The following is a 23,091-nucleotide window of genomic DNA, read 5'->3' as shown; positions in this document are numbered from 1 at the left end:
GAACGATCGGAGCGTACGTCCGAGCCGCAACCCCGGTCAAGCCTGAGCGTGCACGTCCCTCGTGCCCGAGGAACCGCCCAGCATGGGCGGCCCGCTGTCGGCCGGGTACTCCAGCAGCAGCACCGAGACCACCGGACCGCCGATGGTCTCGTAGATGTGCGGGCCCTGCGCCGGGAAGCAGACGTAGTCGCCCGGCCCGAGCTCGAACGGCGAATCCGGTGGCCCGACCCGGAGGCGGCCGGAGGTGACCACCACGTGTTCACGGCCGGGATGGCCGGCCGAGTGCTGCACCTCGCCGGGGCGGACCCGCTGGTCGAACAGCTCGAAGACGGTGTCTGTCACGTCCATCCGCCGCAGCATCCGCAGATCGACGGCGTTGCTGCTGAGCACCTCGAGATCGCCGGAGCGCACGAGGACCACGTCCGGCTCGAGCCGTTCGGTGAGCAGGGAAGACACCGGAACCCCGAGAGCGTTCGATAAACTGAACACGGTCTCGATCGTCGGATTGCCCGTCCCGGACTCCAGCTGCGACAGCGTGCCCTTCGCGATGCCGGATCGCCGCGCGAGCTCGGACAGCGAGAGGCCGCCTTGGTCGCGCAATGCGCGCAGGTTCGCCGCAAGTACCCGCCCAGCCTGTTCCCGCACCATCAACCCCTCCTCCACGCCGGCGAGACTACCCGTAGCCGGCTCTCAGCCCAGTGCGTCGAGGACGTCGAGGTAGCCGTCGCTGGCTCGCCACAGCGCGTCGGAGAAGGGTTCCATCTTGCCCGGAACCCAGCGTCGGTCGTCGTAGACCCGAGTGTGCTCACGCAGGGAACCCAGGCTCACAGCCAGTTCGCCGTCCAGCCGAGTGCGCAGCTCATCGGGCGTCGAAGCCGGCAACCGGACACTCTCCCCTTGCCCTTCGCGCAACGCCGTCATCGTCTCCTCGGCAAAGCCCTTGCCCGTGTCCCAAACCAGCGCGGGCCTGCTGATCACGTGGTTCCAGATCGGCGCGCGAACAGAGCGCCACCGAGCGATGAAAGGATTCTTCAGCAGTCTCGTGGCGTTCGCCCATTGCTGGGAGCCGGCCGGCTCGCTCCACCACGGCACGTCTTCGACGGGAAGGTCGACAGCCAGCGCCACGCCGACCCGCTCCAGGTCCTGCTGCTCGCCGAGGATGTCCCCGAACGCCCACAGCTGGACGACGCGCAGCGGCACGATCGACGTCGGCCGCTCCGCCATCTCGGCGCACTGATCGACCAGTTCCTCGAGATGGTGTACGGCGCGTGTCCACTTCATCCGGCGATTGTCCCCCCACCGCTCACCACGGCGAAGTCAGGCTTCGACCTCCCGCGCGATCCGCGCGGTTGCTCAACCGATTCGTACCGGGGCCCCCGGTTCGAAACGCCGACGCCTCGACCTCGGCACGCACCGGGGGAACGCGAGTCACTGGTACCGATAGGTGAACGCGAAGTAGCCGGACACGTCAACGGTGAGGTTGACCGGTGTGCTGCCGCTGTTGTAGAAACTCTCCGACGCGACTCCGTTGAGTCCATTCAGGATCGACGGCATCGCCGCGTTCGACACGGTCTGGCCCGCCGCCCAGTTCACTGTCGCGGGTGGCACCGCTTCACCGGTGCCCTGCGGATAGATCGACACCGAGCCCGCGCCGGTCGCGGCCACAACCGTTGTCGTAGTCACGATCGTGCTCGTCCACTCGGACTGGTTGACGATCTTCCCCGTCAGGTCGTAGCCGATCGTCGCGCCCGGCCCGAGCGGCTGGCCGACGCCGTTCTTCGTGTCCACCGCCCGTACCGGCGGCACGGCGACGTAGGTCTGCCTGCCCGTCGCGCTGAAGTAGCCGCTCACATCGACGGCGAGGTCGGTCTGCTGACTGGACGCGATGGCGATCTTGCCGTCCGCACCGACCGGCACGATCATCGTGGTGGAGATCGTCTGCCCCTTGGCGTACGTCAGGCTCGCCTCGGTCGGCGCGGTTGTCCCGTCCGGGTACGCGGTCAGGGAGCCGTTGGCTCGTGGCGCGATCGCGGTCACATTGAGCAGCGCCGCGGTGATTCCGGTCGACGGAAGCTGTCCGTTGTCCGCACCGGCGATGCCCACGACCTCGATGCCGCCCGCGGCGACCGGCCCGGTCCCTTTCGTGGTGTCGAGCAGCCGGTCCGGGATGAGCGTGGTGAACCCGTTGGCCACCTTCGGCTGGAAGTAGCCGTCGAGATCGGCGGTCAGGTTGATGCCGGCGCTGCTGCCGTTGTGGATGTCGACCCAGCCGGCCCCGCTGACCGGGACGATCGCGAGGCCGGAGATGGTCTGTCCGGCGCCGAAACTCAGGTTCGACGTCGCGGGCCTGCGGACGCCATCGGCGAACGCGGTGAGCTGACCCGCCACCTGCGGGGCGTTCACGGTCAGGTTCAGCGCGGCCGAGGTGATCCCGGCCGGCACCCCTTCGTGGCCGCCGACCCACACCCGCAGCGTGCCTCCCGCACCGAGCTTCGCCGGAACCCCGCTCGGCGTGCTGATGCCGTGCGCGGTGTCCGCGAGACGAACCGGGCCGTAGGGCGTGTAGTCGGCACCGACCGGGGTGAACTTGGTCGTCCCGGTCGCCGTCGCCCCGTTGGCGTCGGTCATCGTCGCCTTGATCGTGTACGTGCCCGGTTTGCTGTAGCCGTAGTAGAAACCGGGAGCGTTCCCGGTGAGCGTCACCGGCGGGTTGCCGTCACCGAAGTCGACGGTTTCCCCGCTGAGGTTCCAACCGTCCTTGCCGCCGGTCACGGTCAGGTTCAGGCCGAGCGCGCCGTTCTGGGTCACCGACAGTCTGGGTGTGAGCGGGCCGTTCTGCGACACCACGGTGAGTTGAGTCGTCTGCGGGTAAACCTGCGCGGCGCCCGCGTTGGTGGGCGTGAGCGTCACCGTGTACGTGCCGGTCTTGGTGTAGATGTGGCTGACCTTCGCGCAGTCGACGTCGGTCACGGTGGTGCCGTCGCCGAAGTCGGCCGCGCAGGTGAACGGTTCCGACCACGTATCCGTGATCGTTCCTGTGGTGTGCACGGTGCCGCCGACGGGTGCCTGGGTGGCGTTGATGGCCAGGCTGTTCGAGGTGACCGAGTCCACGGTCTCGATGGCGCCCCGGTCGTCATGGGGCCGGACGCCGGTGCCGGTGTTCGCGACGAGTGGATCGTCGACACGCGAGTCCCCATACAGGTCGGCGGTCAGTTCGCCCGGCGCGTTCGAGTTCGCCGAGTCGATGGACGCGTCGGAGTGCTGCGGGTCGGCGTTGCTGTCGTGCACACCCTGCCCGGTCGCCGAGGTGAAGGCGGACGAGGTGGGGTAAGCGGTCCCGGCCCACTGGTACACGGCGTCGGTCGAGTGGTACGGGTAAACGATGTTGTAGTCGGCGGTGACCTCGGACGCCGAAGCCCCGTCCACGACGAGCCCACCGATCGGGGAGGTCGTCGGGTTGCAGATGCCGGGCACGCTGGTCGAGTCCAGAACGTTCTGGATCACGTTGTTCTGCACCGAGATCCCGGTCGAGCCGGTGATCGCCACGCCGTGGTCGCAGGCTGCGCTGATGGTGTTCGACGTGACCGCGACATGCGACGCGCTGGTCACCACGACGCCCTCTGTACGGAACATATCGTTCGTGGTGATGGTGTCGTCATGGCTGCCCGCGTCCACCTGCACCCCGGTCGCGTCAGCGCCGGAGAAGTGGTTCCGGCTGACCGTGACGTGGGAGGAGCTGCCGCTGATCTCCAGATAGCCCGCGGAACCGGGGTTGGCGTCCTGGTTCGTGCCGTCAACGGTGATCCGTGAGGAGTCGCTGATTACCACGGCCTTGCTCGTGGCCCCGCCGAAGATGGCGACGTTTCTGATCGCGACATCGGTCGCGCCGGTTACCGCGAATGCCGGCAGGGTCGCCGAATCCGGTGCGCCGATCGAGGCCTGGCCAGTGCCACCGGTGAACGTGATGGGTGCGCTCGCCGTGCCCGACCGGGAGATCGTGACCGACTCCACGAAGGCGCCGGCGAGCTGAACCGTCTGACCGGGCTCGACCACATCGGCGGCTGCCTGGATCGTGCAGAACGGCACGGTGGGCGTGCCGGTGCCCGAGTCGGAGCAGTTGGCGCCGGAGGTGTTGTCGACATAGATCGTGTCCGCGCTTGCCGCGCTCGCGGCCGGCGGCACCGAAACGGAAAGGCACAATAGCGCGCCGACAGACAGCGCGATTCCACGTCTGAGCAAGGTTCCCCCCTGAATTAGTCACCAATGCCGCAGAACGGTCGCCCCAGTAAGTCCCCCTGGCGCCTCACTCGACCGTGGTGTGACGATGGTCCTATCGCTGCTTCGGGCGAGTCGTTACCGACGCTCAGGCCAACCTGGACCTACCGGACGCCGGCGAAGATCGGCGGGGTGCGGTGCTTCCACGGCATCGCCTGCTCCAGTTGGGCGGCGACGCGGAACAGCACGTCCTCCCGGCCGGTGGCCGCGACGAGCTGGACGCCGATCGGCAGGCCGTCGTCGCTGTGTCCCAGCGGCAGGCTGATCGAGGGTTGGCCGGTGGCGTTGAACACCATGGTGAACGGCCGGTTCGTCCCTGCCCTCGATAACGACCGCACGCTGCGGCAGCCTCGCTGATGATCGCAAGCGGGCCCGAGGCCGTCCAACGGGTTTCGCCGGAGAATCACGGAACACCGCACGTCAAACCAGGGGCGGAAGGCAGAACGCCGCCCTATTGGGCAGCGGTTGCCGGCCACGCCACGCGCAGCGCCGAGTCCGGATCGGCGACCAACGCGCTGACGTCTTCGAAGATCATCGTCGAGCGGGCTGCCGGCTCGTAGCGCGGCCACTCGGCCTCCGTCGCGCCAGGCCTGCCGGTGGCGACGAACCGGACCCACGCCTGGTGCATCACCGAAGCGGCGGCCTGCAGCCTGCCGTCGTCGCGCTTACGGCCCGCGAAGAGGAATCGCCAGTTCGGATTGCCGATGTCGTCGAACATCAGCAACAGGTCCAACCCGTGCGGTGCGCCCATCCCCCGGCCGCGCGGCGCGATGCGCCAGTCCAGCCGATACATCCAGACGTCCCCGCCCGCGGCGTGCTGAGCCTCGGCGAGCCGGATCGCCGGGATCCACCAGTCCCCCGAAGTCAGAGCGGCGGAGCGCACGTCGTCGTCCGACAGATCCGGCAGCAACGGGCGGTACACCTCGACAGCGCGTGCCAGAGCGGACGCATCGAGCATGGTGGAACCGCTGCCCAGCACCGACGCGCTCCCCGTAGCCAGCATGACGAACAGGTCCTGCTCATCGCGGTTGGTCCCGATGAGCACCGGGATCCCGGCCGACTCCCCCGCCGCGATCGCATCACCGGGACGCCGGGGCAGGATGGTTCCGTCGATCACGACGCGATAGGTCACCAGACTGCCGGAGGTGAGCGCAACCCGTTGCTGCGCCTCGATGATCTGCTTGGTCGGCACGTCCGCGAGCGCGGCGCCGGTGTCGAGGCCGAGCTCCGACAACACCGCGTCTGCCACCCTCCCGGCCTCTTCCGGCGTGTGCACCACCGAACCGACCCCAGTGCCGCTCTGCACCACCGCCTGGGCAAACAGTCCGCGCGCGGACGGAACCGCAAGCAGCGTGCCGACCGTGCGTCCGCCGTTGGACTGCCCGGCCAGCGTCACCCGCGCCGGATCGCCGCCGAACGCGCCGACGTTGTCGCGGACCCAGCGCAGCGCGGCGACCTGGTCGAGCACGGACAGGTTGTCGTCGGCGACCCCTGGCAGGTAAAGCATCCCGAGCACGCCGAGCCGGTACGCGATCGTCACCACGACAACGCCGTCACGCGCGAACGCCCGCCCGTCGAACTGGTGCGGCGCGCCGGTGACCCCGCCGCCGCCGTGGATCCAGACCAGTACCGGATGCGGGCCGGGTGACGACGGGGCGTAGACGTTGACGTACAAGCAGTCCTCGTCGCCGACCACACCCCGGCCGAGCAGATCCGGTTGCGGGGAGCGGTCGGCGAAGTTCGTCGCGTCGAGGACTCCGCTCCACCGCTCGGGAGGCTGCGGCGCGGTGAAGCGCAGCCTCCCGACCGGCGGTGCGGCAAAAGGAAGTCCGAGGAACACCCGGATGCCATCCAGTACCATGCCACGAACGGTTCCGTGCGCGGTCTCGACCAGGTGCGTCATGCCTCGAGCTTAGGACCCCGAAGGCCAGGACACCTGCGGGGACTTGTAGTACGCGATACCGAGCACCTTCCACAATGGACCCTGAGCGGCGAGCCGCTTGCCGAACGCCGTCCAGTTGTGCGTGCTCTGCGGCGACCAGCCGAGCTCAGCCAGGGCGGCCAGCCGCGGGAACGCCATGTACTCGATGTCCGCGCTGCTCGTGATCGTCTCCGTCCACAGTGGAGCTTCGATACCGAGCACCGACTGCTCGCCGACACCGCTCAGGTACGCGCCGGGGTTCCAGTCGTAGGCCTTCTTGACCTCGGTGAGCCCCGCCCAGTCCTGGCCGAGCTTGGTGCTGCTGGTGTATTTCATGTCCAGGTAGGTCAGGTTCGCCGGTGACATGAGGATCTTCGAGCCGTTCTTCGCCGCGGCGGCCACCGCGGCGTTGGACGTCGTCGTGTCCCAGAACTGCGGAACCGTCGACGGCAGCAGCGTCGCGTTGGCGACCTCGTGCCAGCCGATCGAGGTCTTGCCGTGGGAGGCGACGATCTGCTGGACGCGGTTGACGAACGCCACGTAGTCCGCGGGCTTCGTCGACTTCGCCTCGTCCCCGCCGATGTGCAGGTATGGCCCGGGGGTCAGCGCCGCGAGCTGCGAGATCACCGCGTCGAGGAACTGGTACGTGCTCTCCTTGCTGGTGCACAACGAGCTGAAGCCGACGTCGGTGCCGGTGTAGAGCGGCGGAGCCTTGCCGTCGCAGGTGAGCTGCGCCGGGTACGAAGCCTCGGCGGCGTTGGTGTGCCCGGGCATGTCGATCTCGGGGATCACCGTGATGTACCGCTGGGCGGCATAGGCGACGAGGTCGGAGTACTGCGCCTGCGTGTAGTAACCGCCCGAGCCGCCGCCGACCTGGGTGCTGCCGCCGTAGGTGGTCAGCCGGTCCCAGCCGTTGATCGCGATGCGCCAACCCTGGTCGTCGGCCAGGTGCAGGTGGAACTGGTTGACCTTGTACAGCGCGATCTGGTCGATGTAGCGCTTGACCTGCGCTACGGTGAAGAAGTGGCGGGCGACGTCGAGCATCGCGCCCCGGTAGGCGTACCGCGGGTAGTCGACGATCTTGCCGCCGGTGACCGTCCACGGCCCCGAGCCCACCGTGGCGCCCTGTGCGGCCGCGGGCAGCAGCTGCAGGAGCGTCTGCACGCCGGAGAACAACCCGGCAGCCTTGCCCGCCCGGACCGTGACCCCGGATGCGGTGACGTCAAGCTGGTAACCCTGGTCGCCGACGCTGGCAGGCGCACCCGACAGCAGCAGCGAAATGCCGCCCGACGTCGTGCCGGGCGTGTGCACCGGAAGCGCGTATCCCGTTGAGCGGCGCAGGATCGCGGCGAGGTAATCGCCGATGCCCGGCACATCAGTGGAGATCACGGCGCCTGAAGCGAGCGTATAGGTAGCCCCACTCGCCGGGGTGGCACTGGCCGGCGCCGGGACGATGCTGCTGAACGGGGTAGGCACTGCCGCGACTGTAGCCGCTGTAGCCGCCGGGGCCGCGACCGAGGTGAGCGCCGCGACCGGCAGCAGTGCGGCCAACGCCGCCACCGCCAGCCTGGAGCGGCGTATTCGGGGGAAGCTCATGGTTTTCTCCGTTGTCTCGAAAGGAGTTACCTGAAGCGACGTACCGGCGGCGTTCGGTGACATCGCTGACCATTGTGCTGGGTCGGTGTGTCTGGAGGCGAGACCTTGTTTTCCCGTTCGACACCCGGTAGTGCGACGCGGGCGAGTGGCCGGAGCTGTCAGGCTGGATGATGATGCCGTGCATGTAGCAGCGGAAATAGTGGCGCTGGTGGTGGCCGTCCTGGCCGTCACCGCGGTAGCGCGGAGATTCGACTGGTCTCCGCCACTGTGTTTGATCGTCGTCGGCGTCGCGGCCTCCTACATCCCTGGAGTGCCCGAGTACCACCTCGATCCGGAAGTCGTCCTGCTCGGGCTGTTGCCGCCCCTGCTGTACGCGACCGCGATCAGGACTTCGCTGGTCGATTTCCGCGCGCTCAAAAGCCCGATCGCGTTGCTGTCGGTCGGGTTGGTGGCGTTCTCCACGCTGGTCGTCGGCGTCGTCACCTGGCTGGTCGTGCCCGGGCTGAGCCTGGCCGCCGGGTTCGCGCTGGGCGCGATCGTCGCGCCGCCGGACGCGGTCGCCGCGACGGCCGTCGCTCGCCGGGTCGGCATCCCCCGCAAACTCGTCCGGCTGCTCGAAGGCGAGAGCCTGGTCAACGACGCCGCGGCGCTGGTCGCGCTGCGGACCGCGATCGCGTCGATCGCCGGCACGGTCAGCGTGTGGGAGATCGGGGGCGACTTCCTGCTCGCGGCGGGAGGCGGCATCGTCATCGGGCTCGCCGTGGGCGCGGTGGCGGCGATGCTGCGCAAGCGCCTCGACGACCCGGCGACCGACACCGCGCTGTCGATCGCCGTGCCGTTCGTCGCGTACATGACCGCGGAGGCCGTCCACGGCTCCGGTGTGCTCGCCGTCGTCATCGCCGGGCTGCTGCTCGGCCACAAGTCGCCGAGCATCCTGTCCGGCGCGTCCCGGCTCGCCAACCGGCTGAACTGGCAGACCATCCAGTTCCTGCTCGAGAACATCGTCTTCCTGCTGATCGGGCTGCAGGTCCGGCGCATCCTCATGGAGGTGGACGAGACCGCCATCGGTCCGTGGGCGCTCATCGGGATCTGCGCGGCCATCCTCGCCGCCACGATCCTCGCCCGGTGCGTCTGGATGGTGATCGTCGGCGTGTCCAAGCGGATCGCCCACGGCAACAAGTGGCCGTGGTCGTACTCGGCCGTCATCGCCTGGGCAGGCATGCGCGGGGTCGTCACCCTCGCCGCCGCGTTCATCCTGCCTGCCGACACCCCGCAGCGAGCGGTCCTCGTGCTCGCCGCGTTCGTCGTGGTGGCCGGCACGCTGATCCTGCAGGGCACCTCCCTGCCCATCCTCGTGCGCAAGCTCAACCTGCCCTCCCCCGACCCCGCTGTCGACGCGCTGCAAGAAGCCGCGGTGATGCACGAGATGACCCGGGCAGGCCTCGCCAAGCTCAACGAGGCCAAGCGCCCGGAAGATGCCCCCGAGGTCGTCAAGCGGCTGGTCGACCGGATGCAGCAGCGGTCGGACTCCGCCTGGGAGCAGCTCGGCAGGCAAAGCGCGCTGGAAGAGACTCCGAGCGACGTCTACCGCCGGCTCCGGCTGGTGATGCTGGAAGCGGAACGGAAACAGCTGCTGGTCGCGCGGGACGCGAAGACCGCGGACGACGAAGTCCTGAGGCGGGTGCTGGAGTCGCTCGACGTCGAAGAGTCCATGCTGGACCAGTTCGACGAAAAGCCGATCGCCGAGCAGCGCGAGCTCAAGACCCCGGCGGCGACGGCGGGCGCCTGTGACCACCTGACCGAGTCGAACGACGACGCCATCCCCAGCGCGACGGACACCTGCGAGGAGTGCCTCGCCGAGGATTCCCAGTGGGTGCACCTGCGTAAGTGCCTGACCTGCGGACACGTGGCGTGCTGCGACTCCTCGCCGAAGCGGCACGCGAGCGGGCACTTCCACGACACCCTGCATCCGGTGATGCGGAGCTTCGAACCCGGCGAGACCTGGCGCTGGTGCTTCGTGGACAAGACCCTGGGGTGAACTAACCTCGGGACACGTGACGACACCTGAGCAAGAAGTCGAGTACCGCCAGCACCGGTTCGCCCCGGAGCCGGGCGCGACCGAGATCTTCCTGATCCGCCACGGCGAGTCCGCGCCGGCCCGGGAAAGCAACCCGCCGCCGATGCTCCTCGGCCAGGCAGACCCCGATCTGGCCCCCGAAGGCCGCGACCACGCCGAGCGCGTCGGTAGCAGGATGGCCGGGGAACGGCTCGACGCCCTCTACGTCACCAGGCTCCGCCGGACCGCGCAGACGGCCGCGCCGCTGGTCGCCAAGCTCGGGCTGACCCCGGCGGTCGACCCCGACCTGCACGAGGTCGACCTCGGTGACTGGGAAGGCCCGCTGTTCCGCAAGCTGACCAGCGAGAACCATCCGACCGCGCAACGGCTGTGGACCGAACAGCGCTGGGACGTCATCCCCGGCGCGGAGGCGGCCGACGCCTTCGCGGAGCGCGTCCAGCGAGGCATCGAGCGGGTCGCCGCCGCACATCCCGACCAGCGCGTCGCGGTGTTCACCCACGGCGGAGTGATCGGCCAGGTCCTCGCTCACGCCAGCGGGTCGACGCCGTTCGCCTTCCTCGGCGCGAACAACGGCTCGATCTCGCACCTCGTGGTGTCCGGGGACAACTGGCAGATCCGGCGTTTCAACGACACCGCCCATCTGGATTCACCGCTGGGCTAGGCCGTGTCCCGCGGCTGGCCGAGGAGCCGCGACCAGCCGCCGGCCCAGGCCGACAACGGCGCCGTCGACGATGCCGGTCTCCCTCAGGCCGCGGAGGCGCTCACTCAGCACGCTCGGGAGATGCCGTCGCAGCGGCGCCGGAGTTCGCGGAACCCGGCCGGTTGCTGCTGAAGTTCCCAGATGACGCGCAGCGTCCAGCGGCGGCCGAGCAGATCGAGCGCGGCCATCATCGGCCACCGGTGAATACGGCTGGCTGGCCGAGAATCTCTTCGTCGCCCGAGGCAGGCTCATCGGGCTGAGACGGCTGGAATACGAGATCTACCGCGTGCTGTGACGTGTTATTTCGCGCAGGTCACCATGGCGTGGTCGCCGCTGGCCGATTCGTCGCTGATGACCTGGCCGTCGACGGTGATCCGGCAGCGCAGGGTGCCGCCGCCGACGTTCTGCGCCGTGACGCTGTAGAACTCGGTTTCATCCGCGCTTCCGCCCCGCCGCAACAACTTGGTCCAGGGGGTGGACGCGGTTCGCTCCTGCACGATGGCCGCGCCGTCCGCGACGTAGGTGATGCCGCGGACACCGTCTTCGCCCAGCAGCTCGTAGATGACCGAATGCGTCACCGAAGCCACCGCGGCCGCGACGGGTTCGACCGACGGTGCCGGGACCGTCGGCTTACCGTGCGTAGTCGATCCGCCGGCCTGCGGCATGACCTGGACGGCCAGCGCGAGGACCAGAGCGATCACGCCCGCGGCGACGACAGTGGTAGAGACCAGCTTAAGTTTCCTGGAGCCGCCCGGTTCCGGCGCACTGGGCGACGGTGGCGCGGCAGGAACACCCATCACAAGGTCTTCTCTCGTTCGAGCGCACTTCCCACGAGTACGTTGACTGTTTTTCGTTAAAACTTGACTCCGTGTTACCCACAATTCCGGCAATTTTCAACGTTCACCCTTTCGGGCGCTGCCAACCTTGCTCCTCAGTGACCACTCGGTCTCTGTCCGCGAGAATGTCGGACCGGGCGGACAGAATCGACCCCGTGTATCGCGAAACCCTGCCCCCGAAGCACCTGGCCGGCTCCGTGCGCTGCGTCTGGTGGTCCGCGCGCTCCGGGCCCCAGCGGATCGTGCCAGACGGCTGCGTGGATCTCATCGTCGGCGGCGGCCGGGTCTTCGTCGCCGGGCCGGATACCCACGCCTGGCACACCGACGAAGCCGACGAGGCTGCCGAAACGGAATTGCACGGCATCCGCTTCCGGCCAGGGCACGCGCCACGGGTGCTCGGTGCCGCCGCCGACGAGCTGAGGGATCAGCGCATCGAGCTGGCGGATCTGTGGGGACGCAGGGGCAGGCCCACCGCCGAGCGCCTCCTCACGCGGCCCGAGGCGCTGGTCGATGTCGTCACGGAGAACGTCCGCGCCGAGCCGGATCGTGAGCTGGACGAACTGATCGCGACCCTGACCGCCGGGGTGCCCAGGGTGTCGGCCGCACTGTCCAGGCTCCCGACCGGCGAACGCCAGCTCCGCCGCCGGTTCACCCTCGCCGTCGGCTACGGCCCGGCGACCTATCTACGGGTCGCGCGCCTGGCCCGGGCGATCGACAAGGCGAGTCTCAGCCCGGACCTGGCCACCCTCGCGGCCGACGCCGGATACGCCGACCAAGCCCACCTCAGCCGCGACTGCCGGGACCTGACCGGCGTCACCCCTGGCGAGTTCTTCGCCACCCGTCTGCGTCGGAACTCTGGGATGATTGCGCGATGATGCCTGGCAGGTGTGCTCGGCACGAGAAACTCTCAACCCTCCTCGCGTCGCGCGACGACGTCGAACTGGCTGCGCTCGTGGACATGGCGAAGGTCGGCAGTGTGGGTGTTGGCGGCGGCTCGGCCACGCTCGATATAGACGGCGTGCCGGTGTTCGTCAAGCGCATCCCGCTGACCGACCGGGAGCTCGCCCAGCCACGTTCCACCGCGAACCTGTTCGCTCTGCCGATGTTCTGCCAATACGGCATGGGCGGCCCGGGGTTCAACGCCTGGCGCGAGCTGGCCGCGAACATCATCGTCACCGACGCGGTTCTGGCCGGCGAGACGGAGTCGTTCCCGCTGCTCTACCACTGGCGGGTACTGCCCGGCCGCGCTCCCATCGCCGCCGAGCACGCCGATATCGACACAGCCGTCGCCGCGCAGGACGACTGCCCAGCCGTACGCGTCCGCCTCGAAGCGCTGGCCACCGCATCGAGCAGTCTCGTGCTGTTCTGCGAATACCTCCCGCATCCGATACTCGACTGGCTGGACAAAGACCCGGCCGGCAAGGCCGGCCAGCTCGAGCAGCAGTTGTCGCAGATCGTGGCCTTCCTGCGCGACCGAGAGCTGCTGCACATGGATGGGCACTTCGGCAACATGCGCAGCGACGGCAAGCGGATCTACCTCACCGACTTCGGACTGGTGACGTCACCACGTTTCGACCTGTCGGCCGCCGAACTCGACTTCGTCCAACGCAACGCCACCCACGACGCCGGATACGCCGCCATGCGACTGGTGAATTGGCTGGTGACCACGCTGTGCGGGGTGGAGATGCCGGCCGGCGGCGGATTCGCCACCCGCAACGAATACGTACTCCGGTGCGCCACCGGCCACATCCCGAATGACGTGCCGCCATCCGTGGCCGCGATCCTGACCCGGCATGCACCGGCCGCAGCAAGAATGAACAGCTTCTACTGGAAACTCTTCGGCGGCGATCTACACGCAGAATATCCCGGGTTGTAAGAGGCCCGGGCAGTGGCCAGGATCCGACTACTTGTCCTGGTCTTTGAATTCGGTCAGCAGGCGCTGTAAGGCAGCGCGTAGCACCTCAAGCTCTTCTGGGCTTGTCAGCCTCGCCCATTGTTGTTCCACGCGTTCGGCGGCCGCGTGGGTGACCGGGGTGACCGACGCGCCGCGTTCGGTGAGGAACACCAGTTGTGAGCGGCGGTCGAGCGGGTTCGGGCGGCGTTCGACGTAGCCCGTGCGTTCGAGTTGGTCGACTGCCTGGGCCATGGTCTGCTTGCGCACGTGGGCCAGCTCAGCGAGTTCTGAGACGGTGATGCCGGCCGGCGACACGAACGGGAACACGTTCGCGGCGGCCGGCCGGATGTCGCCGAAACCCGCCTCGCGCAGCGCGACATCGATGTCCTGGGCGTAGTGCTGGTAGGCCAGCCGGAGCAGAAGCCCGATCAACGGCTGGGTAGGGAAGTTCTCGTCCACGAGATAGACAGGCTCCTGTCTATTGACTATGGTTGAACAGGTACCTGTCCATACTAGGGAACGGAACCCGACATGACCACACCACCCGCCGCCTTCACCCAGTTCGGCCAGACGCTGGCGTTCGCCGAGCGGTCCCTGAGCGCCACACTGCGCGAACACCTCGCACAGCGCGACACCACCCCCGAGACGTGGTACGCCCTCCATCTGATCGGCACGCGCCGGCCGGGCCTGGGCGCGTGAGACGCTCAGCCACCTCCTGGAAGGATCACGAAACCTCAACCCCGATTCCACGCGCGCACTGCTGGCCCGGCTCGAGGCCGAGGGACTGATCCGCGACGACGGGCAGGTCGACCTGACGACCGAGGGGGAAACCCGGTATCACAGCCTGCGCGAGCACGTCAGCAGTGCGTCCATCCGGCTGCTGAACCAGTTCGACATCCACGACATCGAGACGACCGTGCGCACCCTGCAGGCAATCACCGTGCGAGTCGAGGAGGAGAAGGAGGAGTCGCCCCCGACCAACTAGACAAGCCAGTCCGCAATGGACAGGGCTGGTCACCCGGACGAAGCCGGAGGCCGCTCTTTCCTCGGCATCTTTGGCCGGCACACCCGTGACGCTTGACGACTGGTCACTGAATTCCCCCTGCTGGAACTCACTTCCAGTGTTTCGAGTGCTGACCTGTCAGGAGAAAACGCAGTAACCTGGGCGCGCAAGCAGATGCCACTGGAGCCTTCAAGCGCAATTGCTTACAGCCACTGTGCGACGCCCTTGTGACCGGAACAGGTGCCCTGGCGATGCTGACTGAAACTGTAGGTACCGTCTTTGCATTTCGCAGTGGCGCCGGCAGGAGGCGAATCGGCGGCGACAGGCCGTTCGACACAGTTGCCGTCGACGTTGCGGTAGGTGTTGCCGGTGCAGGCCGCGACCTTCGGCGGCGCGGCGGCCTGGGTGGTCTTCGGAGCAGCGGCCGGGGCTTGGGTGACGGGGGCCGGGGCGACGACCGGGGCCGCAGTGGTTTCCGGGATTGCGGCCGAGGTCGTCGTGTCCGTCGTGGACGGCGAAACCAGAGGGACGAACGTCGACGAGTCGGTCGTCAGGGTCGAAACGACCGGACTGCCGGGCGAAGCGGCGCTGGGGTCGCAGCCGGCCAAAACGGCTGCACCGAGGGCCAGCGCACCGAGAGCGCCGGCTACGCGCTTCATCCGGCGAGCACCGGTTCGGTTGCCGGCTGGGGAAAGCGCCATGGGAACTCCGTCCTGCGAGTGGTGTGACCGAGGATTGGTCGCCACGCACAGTGAGAGCGTTACACGGCGTGTAACGAACCGTGACAACGAAGTTCTTACATGGTCAGGGATTCACCCTAAGCGCCGGATTCGTGTTGCCGCCGGGCGAGGAAGTGCGCTGTGTCCATTGTGGACGTGTAGAGCGCGCGGTAGTGCGTGTAGAACTCGTCGTAGACCGCCGTGCGGTCCGGGTTCGGGTGGACGGTCTGGCGGACCGGGTTCCAGGCGGCGAAATCGACGTCGAGTCCGATCGCGACGCCCGCGAGCATCGCGTCGCCCAGGGCGGCCCCGATCGTTTCGGCGGGGATCTGTTGCGGCACACCGGTGACATCGCTGAGGATCTGCGTCCACAAGCCGCCTTGCGTGCCGCCGCCGACCGCGACGACCCGTTTCGCCGTCCCACCGGACGCCCGCATCACCTCGAAGTTGTGCCGCACTCCGTAGGCGATGCCTTCCAGCGCGGCGCGGTAAATGTCCGCGCGGCCGTGCCCGGTGGTCAGTCCGGCGAGGACCCCGCGCGCGTCCGGGTCGAACAGCGGCGTCCGCTCCCCGGCGAAGTACGGCAGCATGAGAAGGCCGCGGCTGCCGGCTGGAACCTCTGCCGCTTCCCTGACCAGGTCAGCGAAATCACCGCCAACGAGGTCACGCAGCCACTCGGTGATCGCCCCCGAGGTGGCCATGCCGGCGGCCAGCGAATATGTGCCGGGGAACGCGCCGCGCGTGGTCCAGAGCCCGGGATGCGGCCGAGGACCGGAGAGGACCTGGACGAGGAACATGGTGGTGCCGTACATCGCCATCGTGTCGCCCGGTTCGGTGACACCGACGCTGACGGCTTCGGCCCAGGCGTCGACCGTTCCCGCGGTGACGGGCAAACCCACCGGAAGTCCCGTTTCCGCGGCCGCGTTCGCCGAAACCGTGCCGACCACCTCGGTCGGCCAGGCCAGCCTCGGCAACGCGATCCCGGGCGCGACGAGCTCGGCCCAGTCCCTGGCCCAGTCGGCCGCGCGCAGGTCGTACATCGGGTCGCACTGGCTCGCCGAATGGTGGTCCAGCACGTACTCACCAGTCAGCCGGTGCACGAGGTACGAACTCGCCATCAGGAACAGTTCGGTGCGGGCGAACACTTCCGGCTCGTGCTTGGCGAGCCATCGCCACTTCGGCCCGACGGCTTGCGACGACAGCGAGGTTCCCGAACGTTCCACAATGGACTCGGCGCCGAGCTCGTCGGTGAGCTCGACAATTTCCACACCGGCCCGAGTGTCGACGCCGTACAGGATCGCGGGGCGCAGCGGACGCCCTTCGCCATCCGCGGGCAGCAGGACCGGGCCGATCCCGCTGACCGCGAGGCCGGCGATTTCCCGTCCGTCGGCCGCCTTGACAAGTTCGGCGCTCAGCGCGAGGAAGTCTTTCCACCACACGGCGTCCGCGTCGTGCTCCACCCAGCCCGGCCGCGGGAACGACGTCTCGTGCGGTCTGCTCGCCCGTGCCAGGACGGTTCCCGACGGATCGACGAGCACCCCCTTGGAACTCGAGGTCCCGATATCAATCCCGAGTAGAAGACCACTAGCCACGCGACCACTCGTCCAGATGAACGTCGAGCAGCTTCGCCGCGACACGCATCTCCGCACGTACGTCGCCTGGCACGGCGTGGATGTGGTTCGCGCCGAAGTTCGACAAGAAGACGTCGGCGGGCGCGTCGAGGCGGGCGAACGCGTGCGGCCACTCCGGGGTCGAGGCCCGGACCAGGGCGTCGTTGGTTTCGTCGTCGTAGCTTTCGAACTCGCCGAGCATCAGCTGCATCCGGTACTCCCCCGACTTCCGGCTCAGCCGCGCCAGCGTCATCTGCCCCGGGGCGGCGATGTGCTGCACCGAAGCACCGCCCGCCGGGAAGAAGAACACCTCGGGGTAGAAGTTGACCTTCGCCAGGTTCACCAGCGGGTCCTCGCTGCGGGCGGCGAACCAGGTCGCGTGCTGGCCGGAGTTGCACAGATCCCAGATGTCACGATCGGGATGGTAGTGCCGGACATCGGCGAACAGCACCGGCGTCCCGGTGATCTTGTGGAAGAGCTGCATCGTCAACGCGCCGTCCATGTCGGCCTCGGTCGAGGTGACGTGGACGGGTTTGGGGCCGTTCCAGTCGTACGGGTCGTTGAGGAACGCCTCGGTGACGTCCATGGTCGCGAAATGCTCGGTGAGCTCGGGTTGGCCCTTGATCCCGGAGAAGTCGAGCGCGCGCTCGGCGATGATGTCCCGGATCGCCAGGTAGGACCGGATCTGACGCTCCAGCAGCTCGGGGGTGAGGCTCTTGCCGTCGTAGTGCACCCCCGCCGCGTGCTTCTCGATCCACTGGCGGGCCCGGGCGGCCTCGGCGGCATCCGCCCGCTCGGCGCGCAGGACCAGTTCGTACTGGTCGATCTCCTCGACGTCGATGCCGAACTGGCGCATCCACTGATCGGTGTTGGCGACCGCGGTGTTCATCCCCATCGGCCTGCCGCCGAACCGGCCGAACGTCGAGCCGCGCAGGGAGGCGACCGCCGCCGCGGCGCGGGCGTGCACCCCGATCCCGGCCACCAGGTCCGGGTCCTCACCGGCGCCCCAGAGCCGGGTGTGGTCGCGGCCGATCTGGTCCAGCGCGCCGCCCGCGGCGAGCATCCCGACCAGTCCGGGCTCGACCGGGTCCGTGCCGGCGACGAGCACCAGCGAACCCGGGGTGGCATCGGCGGCCAACATGGTGAAATGCGGGAAACTCCAGACGACGTAATGGAAGATCGTCAGATCGACGCCGGCAGCGGCCACCTGGCGCGCCACCTTCGTCGCCGCGGTGCTGGTGGCGACGAGCTCGTCCCCGGTGACCACCTCGTGCCCGGCCGCGGCCAGCGCCCGAACCAATGTGTCCTGTTTGGACTGGATGAACCCGGCGTTGCGCGCGTGCACGTGGTCACGTCCGTCGGAAATACTCAGTACGCCGATGCGGGCCACGATTCCTCCTGCTACGGTGCGCGTCACGAAGACCAAGGAGTGCCCCCGATCGCGCCCAGCGTGCGTTGACCGGCTCCGCGGGGCAGCCCGCCCCCAGTATTTACGCGTTTGACGGGGCGCCCCAGCCGGTAATCGATTACTGAAGACGCTATTCTTCACCAGGAACAGTGTCAAGAGTGCACCGAACAGCGCAGGATCGGAGGTCGCGGTGGCGACGATCAGCGACGTGGCTGCCCTGGCCGGCGTGTCCACCGCCACGGTGTCCAGGGCACTCAACGGTAAGTCCACTGTGGACCCCGCGCTCGCGGCCAAGGTGCGCTCGGCGGCGGTCGAGCTGGGCTACCACCCCAACGGCCTCGCGCGGAACCTGCGCCGCCAGGAGACCGCGGTCCTCGCGCTCATCATCTCCGACGTGGAGAACCCGTTTTTCACCGCGATCGCCCGCGGGGTCGAGGACATCGCGCAGACCGCCGGGTACTCCGTGGTCCTGTGCAACTCCGACGAAAACGCCGAGAAGGAGCGCCGGTACATCGACGTCGCCCTGCAGGAACGCGTCGCCGGCGTCGTGCTCTCCCCCACCGGCACCTCGACCAACGTCGACATCCTGCGCGACCGCGGCACGCCCGTCGTCGCGGTGGACCGCCCGCTGGTGGAGGTCCCCGGCGACCAGGTGCTGGTGGACACCCGGCGCGCCGCGCGCGAGGCGACCGAGCACCTGCTCCAGGGCGGTTACCGGCGGATCGGCTGCCTCACCGGACCCTCCGGGGTACGCACGGCGGACGACCGGCTCGCCGGCTACCGCGACGCGCTGCTCTCCGCCGAAACCGAACCCGCCGACGAATTGATCCGCCGTGCGGAATTCCGGTCCGCCACGGCCCGCGAGGCCGTGCGGGAACTCCTCGACGAAGCCGAGCCGCCGGACGCGCTGGTCGTCGCGAACAGCACGATGGCGATCGGTGTGCTGGAAGAACTCGCCGCACGACGGCTCCGGCCCGGCCGTGACATCGGCATCGTCGCGTTCGACGACGCCCCATGGACCCGACTGGTCGACCCGCCGCTGACGGTCGTCACCCAGCCCGCCTACGAGATCGGCACGCTCGCCGCCAAGCTCCTGCTCGCCAGGATCGGCGGCAACGCCGACGGCCCGAGCTCGACCATGCTCGAAGCACGCCTGATCCCCCGCGCCAGCTCCCGCAAGGACGGCTGACGTTCACCGCTGGTGAGTGTTCCGGCCGCTTCTAAGCGGCCGGAACACTCACGAGTCCTATCCCTTGTTGAGCTCGGCGTAGACCTGGGCCGCGTTGTCCTTCGTGACCAGCTTCGTCGGCAGGGTCTGCGTCTTCGGGACGGTCTGGCAGTCGATCAGGATCTTCTTCGCGTTGTCGATCGCTTCCTGCCCACCGGTGGGGTAGACGAACGTCGCCGACAGGCGTCCGGCCTCGACGGCCTTGATCCCGCCTTCGGGGACGGGCAGGCCGTCGATCCCGGTGATGGGCAGCTTCGGCAAACCGGCGTTCTGCGCGGCGATCCGGGCGCCTTCGGCCATCGGGTCGTTCTGCGAGTAGACGGCTTGGATGTCGGGATGCGCCTTGAGCATCGCGTCGGCCTTCGCCTGGCCCTGGTCGCGAAGCCACTGGCCGTCGGCGGTCGCGACGACGTCGATGTTCTTGCCCGCGATTCCCTGGTCGAAGCCGTCGCTGCGTTCTTTGGCCGGCGTCGACCCCGACAGCCCCTTGATCTCGGCGATCTTCCCGCCCTTCGGCAGCAGCGTCGACGCCATGTACTCGCCTGCCTGCTTGCCGATGCTGACGTTGTCCGCGCCGATGAACGACGTGTACGCGTCGCCGTCGACCTTGCGGTCCAGCAGCAGCACCGGAATACCCGCGTCGAAGACCTGCTTGACCGCGCCGGTCAGGGGCGTCGCCTCGTTCGGGCTGATGATGAGCAGGTCGATCTTCTGGGTCAGGAAGTTCTGCACCTGGCCGACCTGCTTGGTGTCGTCCTGCGCCGCGTCGGCGTAGTTCACCGTGAACTGCGGGACGGCGGCCGCCGCCTTCTTGATGTCGTCGTCCATCCGCTGCCGGTAGGGCTCGGACAGGTTGGCCTGGCTCATCCCGATCGTGTACTTGCCGCTCGGGCCCCCACACTTGTTCGACGGCGCGGAGCCGGTCGCCTGGCCCGTCTTGGCGTTGTCACTGGTCGTACCGCACGCCGCGAGGGTGAGCACCACCCCGAACGCCAAGGCCGCGGCCGCCGCTCTCCGTGAATACCCCTTCATCGTTCTCCTCCCTGGTTACCTCTTGGACTCCTAGGACATCGAGGCCGGCCGCAGCCGCTGCACACCGGCCGCCAGCACGATCACCACCCCGATGATCAGCAGCTGGATGTTCGAGTCGACGTCGCGCAGCCCCAGGATGTTGTTCAGTACACCGACCAGCAGCGCCCCCGCGACGGTACCGACCACCGAACCCCGCCCGCCCGAAAGGCTGGTCCCGCCGATGACGACGGCCGCGATGGCGTTGAGCTCGTAGCCCACCCCGTCGTTGGGGCCGGCGTAGTTCAGCTCGCCGACGTGCATGATCCCGGCCAGCGCGGCGAGCAGGCCGCAGATCCCGAACACGAGCACCTTCACCCGCAGCACCGGCACGCCGGACAGCCTGGCCGCCTTTTCGTTGCCGCCGATGGCATAGACGTGCCGGGAAAACGCCGTGACCCGCAACGCGAGCACCGCCAGCGCCGCGACGACGAGGAAGATCAACGCGGAAATCGGCACCACGCCGTTGAAAGTGCGTTCGCCGAGCAACGAGAACAACACCGGCACCTGCCCCGGCTGGTCGCCGTAGGTGAGCGACACACCCTGCCCGCCGGACCAGATCCGCGCAAGCCCCCGGGCGATCTGCATGCCGGCGAGGGTGACGATGAACGCCTGGATCCCGAACCGCGAGCTGGCGATCCCCTGCAGCAGCCCGAAGGCGAACCCGATGACGAGCACGACCACCACGGCCGGGAAAACCGGCAACCCGTCGTTCACCAGCAGCACGGCGACGCCGATCCCGGCCAACGCGAACACCGAGCCGACCGACAGGTCGATGCCGCCGATCAGGATCACCAGCGTCATGCCGACGGCGATCACCCCGGTGTCGGAGATCGACTGCACCGCGTTGAACAGGTTGCCGCTGCCCAAGAAGATCAGCTGCCCGTCCTTGACCGGCGAGAACACCACCGCGCCGAGGAAGACCACGACCAGCCCGAACAGGCTCTGGAACTTGAACAGCAGCGCGACGAACCCGGTGCCGCGGCGCCGGTCGGTCAGAAAGTCCTCACTCACAACGTCTCCCCCAGCCCCTCAGACATCGTCGCGGCGAGCAGCTCCGCTTCGCCGGCCTCGGCGGTGTCCAGCTCGCGCACGCTACGCCCGCCGTGCAGCACGACGACCCGGTCGCACACGCCGACCAGCTCGGCGGGCTCCGACGACGCCAGCAGGATGCCGACCCCGCGAGCGGCCGTTTCCCCGAGCAGCCGGTAGATCTCGGCCTTGGCACCGACATCGACGCCCCTGGTCGGCTCGTCGAGCAGCAGCAGCGAAGGCTCGGTCGTCAGACCGCGCCCGAGGACGATCTTCTGCTGGTTGCCGCCGGAAAGCGAGCCCGCCGGGTCGGTCAGGGACCGGAGCTTCACGCCCAGCCTGTCGACCGTCTTGCCGGCCACACGACGTTCCGCGGCGGCCGAGACCACCCCCGCCTTGGCGATCTTCCCGACCACGGACAACACGGTGTTGGCCACGACCGAATGGTCCAGCGCGAGCCCCTCGGTGCGCCGGTCCTCCGGGACGAACGCGATGCCGAGTTTCATCGCCTGCCTTGGCCCGCGTGGTTTGACCTCGACGCCGTCCAGCACGATCCGGCCGCGCATCGGGGCGCCGGCGGCGAGGCCGTACAGGGTTTCCAGCAGCTCGGTCCGGCCCGCGCCGAGCAGTCCCGCGAGCCCGACGATCTCCCCTTTGCCCACCCGCAGGCTGATTCCGGCCGGCTCGCGCCTGCCCGGCCGCGGACGGCGCCGCACCACGGCGAGATCCTCCACGACGAGAACGTCTCCGCCCCCGGACGAGGACCCGCCCTCGGCGCGGAACAGCTGGCCCATCGGCCGGCCCACCATCGCCGTGGAGGCCTGCTCGGCGGTCATCGCCCGCGCGTCGAACTCGGCGACCACCTCGCCGTTGCGCAGCACGGTCGCCCGGTCCGCGACGCGGCCGATCTCCTGCATGCGGTGGGAGATGTAGACGATCCCGGCTCCGCGCGAGCGCAGCTCGCCGATGACGTCGAAGAGTTGGCCGACCTCGCGGGAGGACAGCGCGGAGGTGGGCTCGTCCATGATCAGGACCCGGGCGTCGAGGCCGAGTGCCCGCGCGATGGTCACGACCTGGCGCTCACCGGTGCGCAGCCGCCCGACTTCGCGCCCGGCGTCGATGCCCACGCCGATCCGCGCCAGCAGGGCCGCGGTTTCGCGCAGCATCCGGCCGCGGTCGACCGTCCCGAACCGGGTTCTCGGCTCGCGGCCGAGGAAGACGTTCTCGGCGACCGACAGCGCGGGGACGAGATCCAGCTCCTGGTGGATCATCGCGATTCCGGCGCGGCGCGCGTCCAACGGACGGGTGAACTTCACCTGTTCGCCCTCGATCCGGATCTCGCCGCGGTAGTCGCCGAGCTCGCCGGAGAGGATCTTCATCAGCGTCGACTTGCCGGCGCCGTTCTCGCCCAGCAACGCGTGCACTTCGCCGCGCCGGACCGTGAAATCGACCTCCTTGAGCGCCGGGACCCCGCCGAAGGACTTGCCGATGCCCGACAGCCCGGCTAACGGTGCGATGCCGCGCTCGTCGTCCATCTCGCCCCCGCGCTCGATCACGCCCCGTGAGAAATCGATTGCCGACCGAAGCTAGAGTCAAGGACCCGGGGTGTCAAGGGGTGAGGTTCCGTCACAGTGTGCTGGACACCATCGCCCGATGCGGGCACACTAACCGACAATACCTACGCAGCGTGTTTGATTATGTGCTCGTTGTGTTGATCTCTGGTG

22 protein-coding genes are annotated in these 23,091 nt (G+C 68.6%); 6 read left to right on the top strand and 16 right to left on the bottom strand.

Annotated elements, in window-relative coordinates:
- Positions 1–36: 36 nt before the first annotated feature.
- The 6 genes from JWQ81_RS44470 to JWQ81_RS44445 all read right to left on the bottom strand — a co-directional run bounded on the left by JWQ81_RS44470 (position 37) and on the right by JWQ81_RS44445 (position 7,792).
- Positions 37–648, bottom strand: coding sequence for an XRE family transcriptional regulator (locus JWQ81_RS44470; RefSeq protein ID WP_297551697.1), 612 nt, complete (start codon positions 646–648; stop codon positions 37–39).
- A 42-nt stretch (positions 649–690) separates the two neighbouring features.
- The gene (locus JWQ81_RS44465; RefSeq protein ID WP_297551680.1) at positions 691–1,281 is read right to left on the bottom strand and encodes a hypothetical protein; all 591 of its coding nucleotides are present in this window, start codon (positions 1,279–1,281) and stop codon (positions 691–693) included.
- A 147-nt stretch (positions 1,282–1,428) separates the two neighbouring features.
- Positions 1,429–4,239, bottom strand: a complete 2,811-nt coding sequence (locus JWQ81_RS44460; protein WP_297551679.1) for a PKD domain-containing protein — start codon at positions 4,237–4,239, stop codon at positions 1,429–1,431.
- A 140-nt stretch (positions 4,240–4,379) separates the two neighbouring features.
- Positions 4,380–4,613, bottom strand: a complete 234-nt coding sequence (locus JWQ81_RS44455) for an amidase family protein (protein ID WP_297551678.1) — start codon at positions 4,611–4,613, stop codon at positions 4,380–4,382.
- Positions 4,614–4,726: 113 nt separating this feature from the next.
- Positions 4,727–6,178 (bottom strand): carboxylesterase family protein, encoded by a 1,452-nt coding sequence (locus tag JWQ81_RS44450; protein WP_297551677.1) that lies wholly within the window; start codon positions 6,176–6,178, stop codon positions 4,727–4,729.
- A gap of 9 nt (positions 6,179–6,187) precedes the next feature.
- Positions 6,188–7,792 carry a beta-N-acetylhexosaminidase gene (locus JWQ81_RS44445; RefSeq protein ID WP_297551676.1) on the bottom strand — a complete coding sequence of 535 codons (1,605 nt, stop codon included), beginning with the start codon at positions 7,790–7,792 and terminating at the stop codon, positions 6,188–6,190.
- A gap of 178 nt (positions 7,793–7,970) precedes the next feature.
- Between JWQ81_RS44445 and JWQ81_RS44440 the strand changes: the two genes are divergently transcribed.
- Complete coding sequence (locus JWQ81_RS44440) at positions 7,971–9,830, top strand: Na+/H+ antiporter (protein ID WP_297551675.1); 1,860 nt, start codon at positions 7,971–7,973, stop codon at positions 9,828–9,830.
- A gap of 16 nt (positions 9,831–9,846) precedes the next feature.
- Positions 9,847–10,530, top strand: coding sequence for a histidine phosphatase family protein (locus tag JWQ81_RS44435; protein WP_297551674.1), 684 nt, complete (start codon positions 9,847–9,849; stop codon positions 10,528–10,530).
- Positions 10,531–10,634: 104 nt separating this feature from the next.
- Here JWQ81_RS44435 and JWQ81_RS44430 read toward each other — a convergent pair whose 3' ends face one another.
- Together JWQ81_RS44430 and JWQ81_RS44425 are read right to left on the bottom strand one after the other, a co-directional pair.
- On the bottom strand, positions 10,635–10,760 hold the full coding sequence (locus JWQ81_RS44430) for a winged helix-turn-helix transcriptional regulator (protein WP_297551673.1): 126 nt from the start codon (positions 10,758–10,760) through the stop codon (positions 10,635–10,637).
- A gap of 108 nt (positions 10,761–10,868) precedes the next feature.
- The gene (locus JWQ81_RS44425; RefSeq protein WP_297551672.1) at positions 10,869–11,270 is read right to left on the bottom strand and encodes an MmpS family transport accessory protein; all 402 of its coding nucleotides are present in this window, start codon (positions 11,268–11,270) and stop codon (positions 10,869–10,871) included.
- Positions 11,271–11,560: 290 nt separating this feature from the next.
- On the opposite strand from JWQ81_RS44425, the gene JWQ81_RS44420 reads away from it, so the two are divergent.
- Entirely contained in the window at positions 11,561–12,280 is a 720-nt protein-coding gene (locus tag JWQ81_RS44420) for a helix-turn-helix domain-containing protein (protein WP_297551671.1), read from the top strand.
- Positions 12,277–13,281, top strand: a complete 1,005-nt coding sequence (locus JWQ81_RS44415; RefSeq protein ID WP_297551670.1) for a serine/threonine protein phosphatase — start codon at positions 12,277–12,279, stop codon at positions 13,279–13,281. Before JWQ81_RS44420 ends, JWQ81_RS44415 begins: the two co-directional genes overlap by 4 nt.
- A 27-nt stretch (positions 13,282–13,308) precedes the next feature.
- On the opposite strand, the gene JWQ81_RS44410 is transcribed toward JWQ81_RS44415, so the two are convergent.
- Positions 13,309–13,758 (bottom strand): MarR family transcriptional regulator, encoded by a 450-nt coding sequence (locus JWQ81_RS44410; RefSeq protein ID WP_297551669.1) that lies wholly within the window; start codon positions 13,756–13,758, stop codon positions 13,309–13,311.
- Positions 13,759–13,830: 72 nt separating this feature from the next.
- On the opposite strand from JWQ81_RS44410, the gene JWQ81_RS44405 reads away from it, so the two are divergent.
- Positions 13,831–13,998 carry a hypothetical protein gene (locus tag JWQ81_RS44405; protein ID WP_297551668.1) on the top strand — a complete coding sequence of 56 codons (168 nt, stop codon included), beginning with the start codon at positions 13,831–13,833 and terminating at the stop codon, positions 13,996–13,998.
- 25 nt (positions 13,999–14,023) lie between these two features.
- Here JWQ81_RS44405 and JWQ81_RS44400 read toward each other — a convergent pair whose 3' ends face one another.
- The 4 genes from JWQ81_RS44400 to JWQ81_RS44385 all read right to left on the bottom strand — a co-directional run bounded on the left by JWQ81_RS44400 (position 14,024) and on the right by JWQ81_RS44385 (position 18,021).
- A complete protein-coding gene (locus JWQ81_RS44400; protein ID WP_297551667.1) occupies positions 14,024–14,365 on the bottom strand; it encodes a hypothetical protein in 342 nt (113 codons plus the stop codon).
- Between the two features lie 140 nt (positions 14,366–14,505).
- Complete coding sequence (locus JWQ81_RS44395; protein WP_297551666.1) at positions 14,506–15,003, bottom strand: DUF3761 domain-containing protein; 498 nt, start codon at positions 15,001–15,003, stop codon at positions 14,506–14,508.
- A gap of 116 nt (positions 15,004–15,119) precedes the next feature.
- Positions 15,120–16,613: an FGGY-family carbohydrate kinase gene (locus JWQ81_RS44390; protein WP_297551665.1), complete on the bottom strand. Its 1,494-nt coding sequence runs from the start codon at positions 16,611–16,613 to the stop codon at positions 15,120–15,122.
- Entirely contained in the window at positions 16,606–18,021 is a 1,416-nt protein-coding gene (locus JWQ81_RS44385) for an L-fucose/L-arabinose isomerase family protein (protein ID WP_297551664.1), read from the bottom strand. The genes JWQ81_RS44390 and JWQ81_RS44385 overlap by 8 nt, the downstream gene beginning before the upstream one ends.
- Positions 18,022–18,229: 208 nt before the next feature.
- Between JWQ81_RS44385 and JWQ81_RS44380 the strand changes: the two genes are divergently transcribed.
- Positions 18,230–19,228 (top strand): LacI family DNA-binding transcriptional regulator, encoded by a 999-nt coding sequence (locus JWQ81_RS44380; RefSeq protein WP_297551663.1) that lies wholly within the window; start codon positions 18,230–18,232, stop codon positions 19,226–19,228.
- 57 nt (positions 19,229–19,285) lie between these two features.
- On the opposite strand, the gene JWQ81_RS44375 is transcribed toward JWQ81_RS44380, so the two are convergent.
- The 3 genes from JWQ81_RS44375 to JWQ81_RS44365 are packed head-to-tail and all read right to left on the bottom strand — an operon-like array spanning position 19,286 to position 22,902.
- A complete protein-coding gene (locus tag JWQ81_RS44375) occupies positions 19,286–20,299 on the bottom strand; it encodes a substrate-binding domain-containing protein (protein ID WP_297551662.1) in 1,014 nt (337 codons plus the stop codon).
- A gap of 30 nt (positions 20,300–20,329) precedes the next feature.
- Positions 20,330–21,349 carry an ABC transporter permease gene (locus JWQ81_RS44370; RefSeq protein ID WP_297551661.1) on the bottom strand — a complete coding sequence of 340 codons (1,020 nt, stop codon included), beginning with the start codon at positions 21,347–21,349 and terminating at the stop codon, positions 20,330–20,332.
- Positions 21,346–22,902 (bottom strand): sugar ABC transporter ATP-binding protein, encoded by a 1,557-nt coding sequence (locus tag JWQ81_RS44365; RefSeq protein WP_297551696.1) that lies wholly within the window; start codon positions 22,900–22,902, stop codon positions 21,346–21,348. The genes JWQ81_RS44370 and JWQ81_RS44365 overlap by 4 nt, the downstream gene beginning before the upstream one ends.
- Positions 22,903–23,091 lie beyond the last annotated feature (189 nt).

The organism is Amycolatopsis sp., from assembly GCF_025464955.1.
Classification (GTDB): domain Bacteria; phylum Actinomycetota; class Actinomycetes; order Mycobacteriales; family Pseudonocardiaceae; genus Amycolatopsis.
Note: the sequence above shows the minus strand (reverse complement) of the source record. Positions and strands in the feature narration are given on the sequence as shown.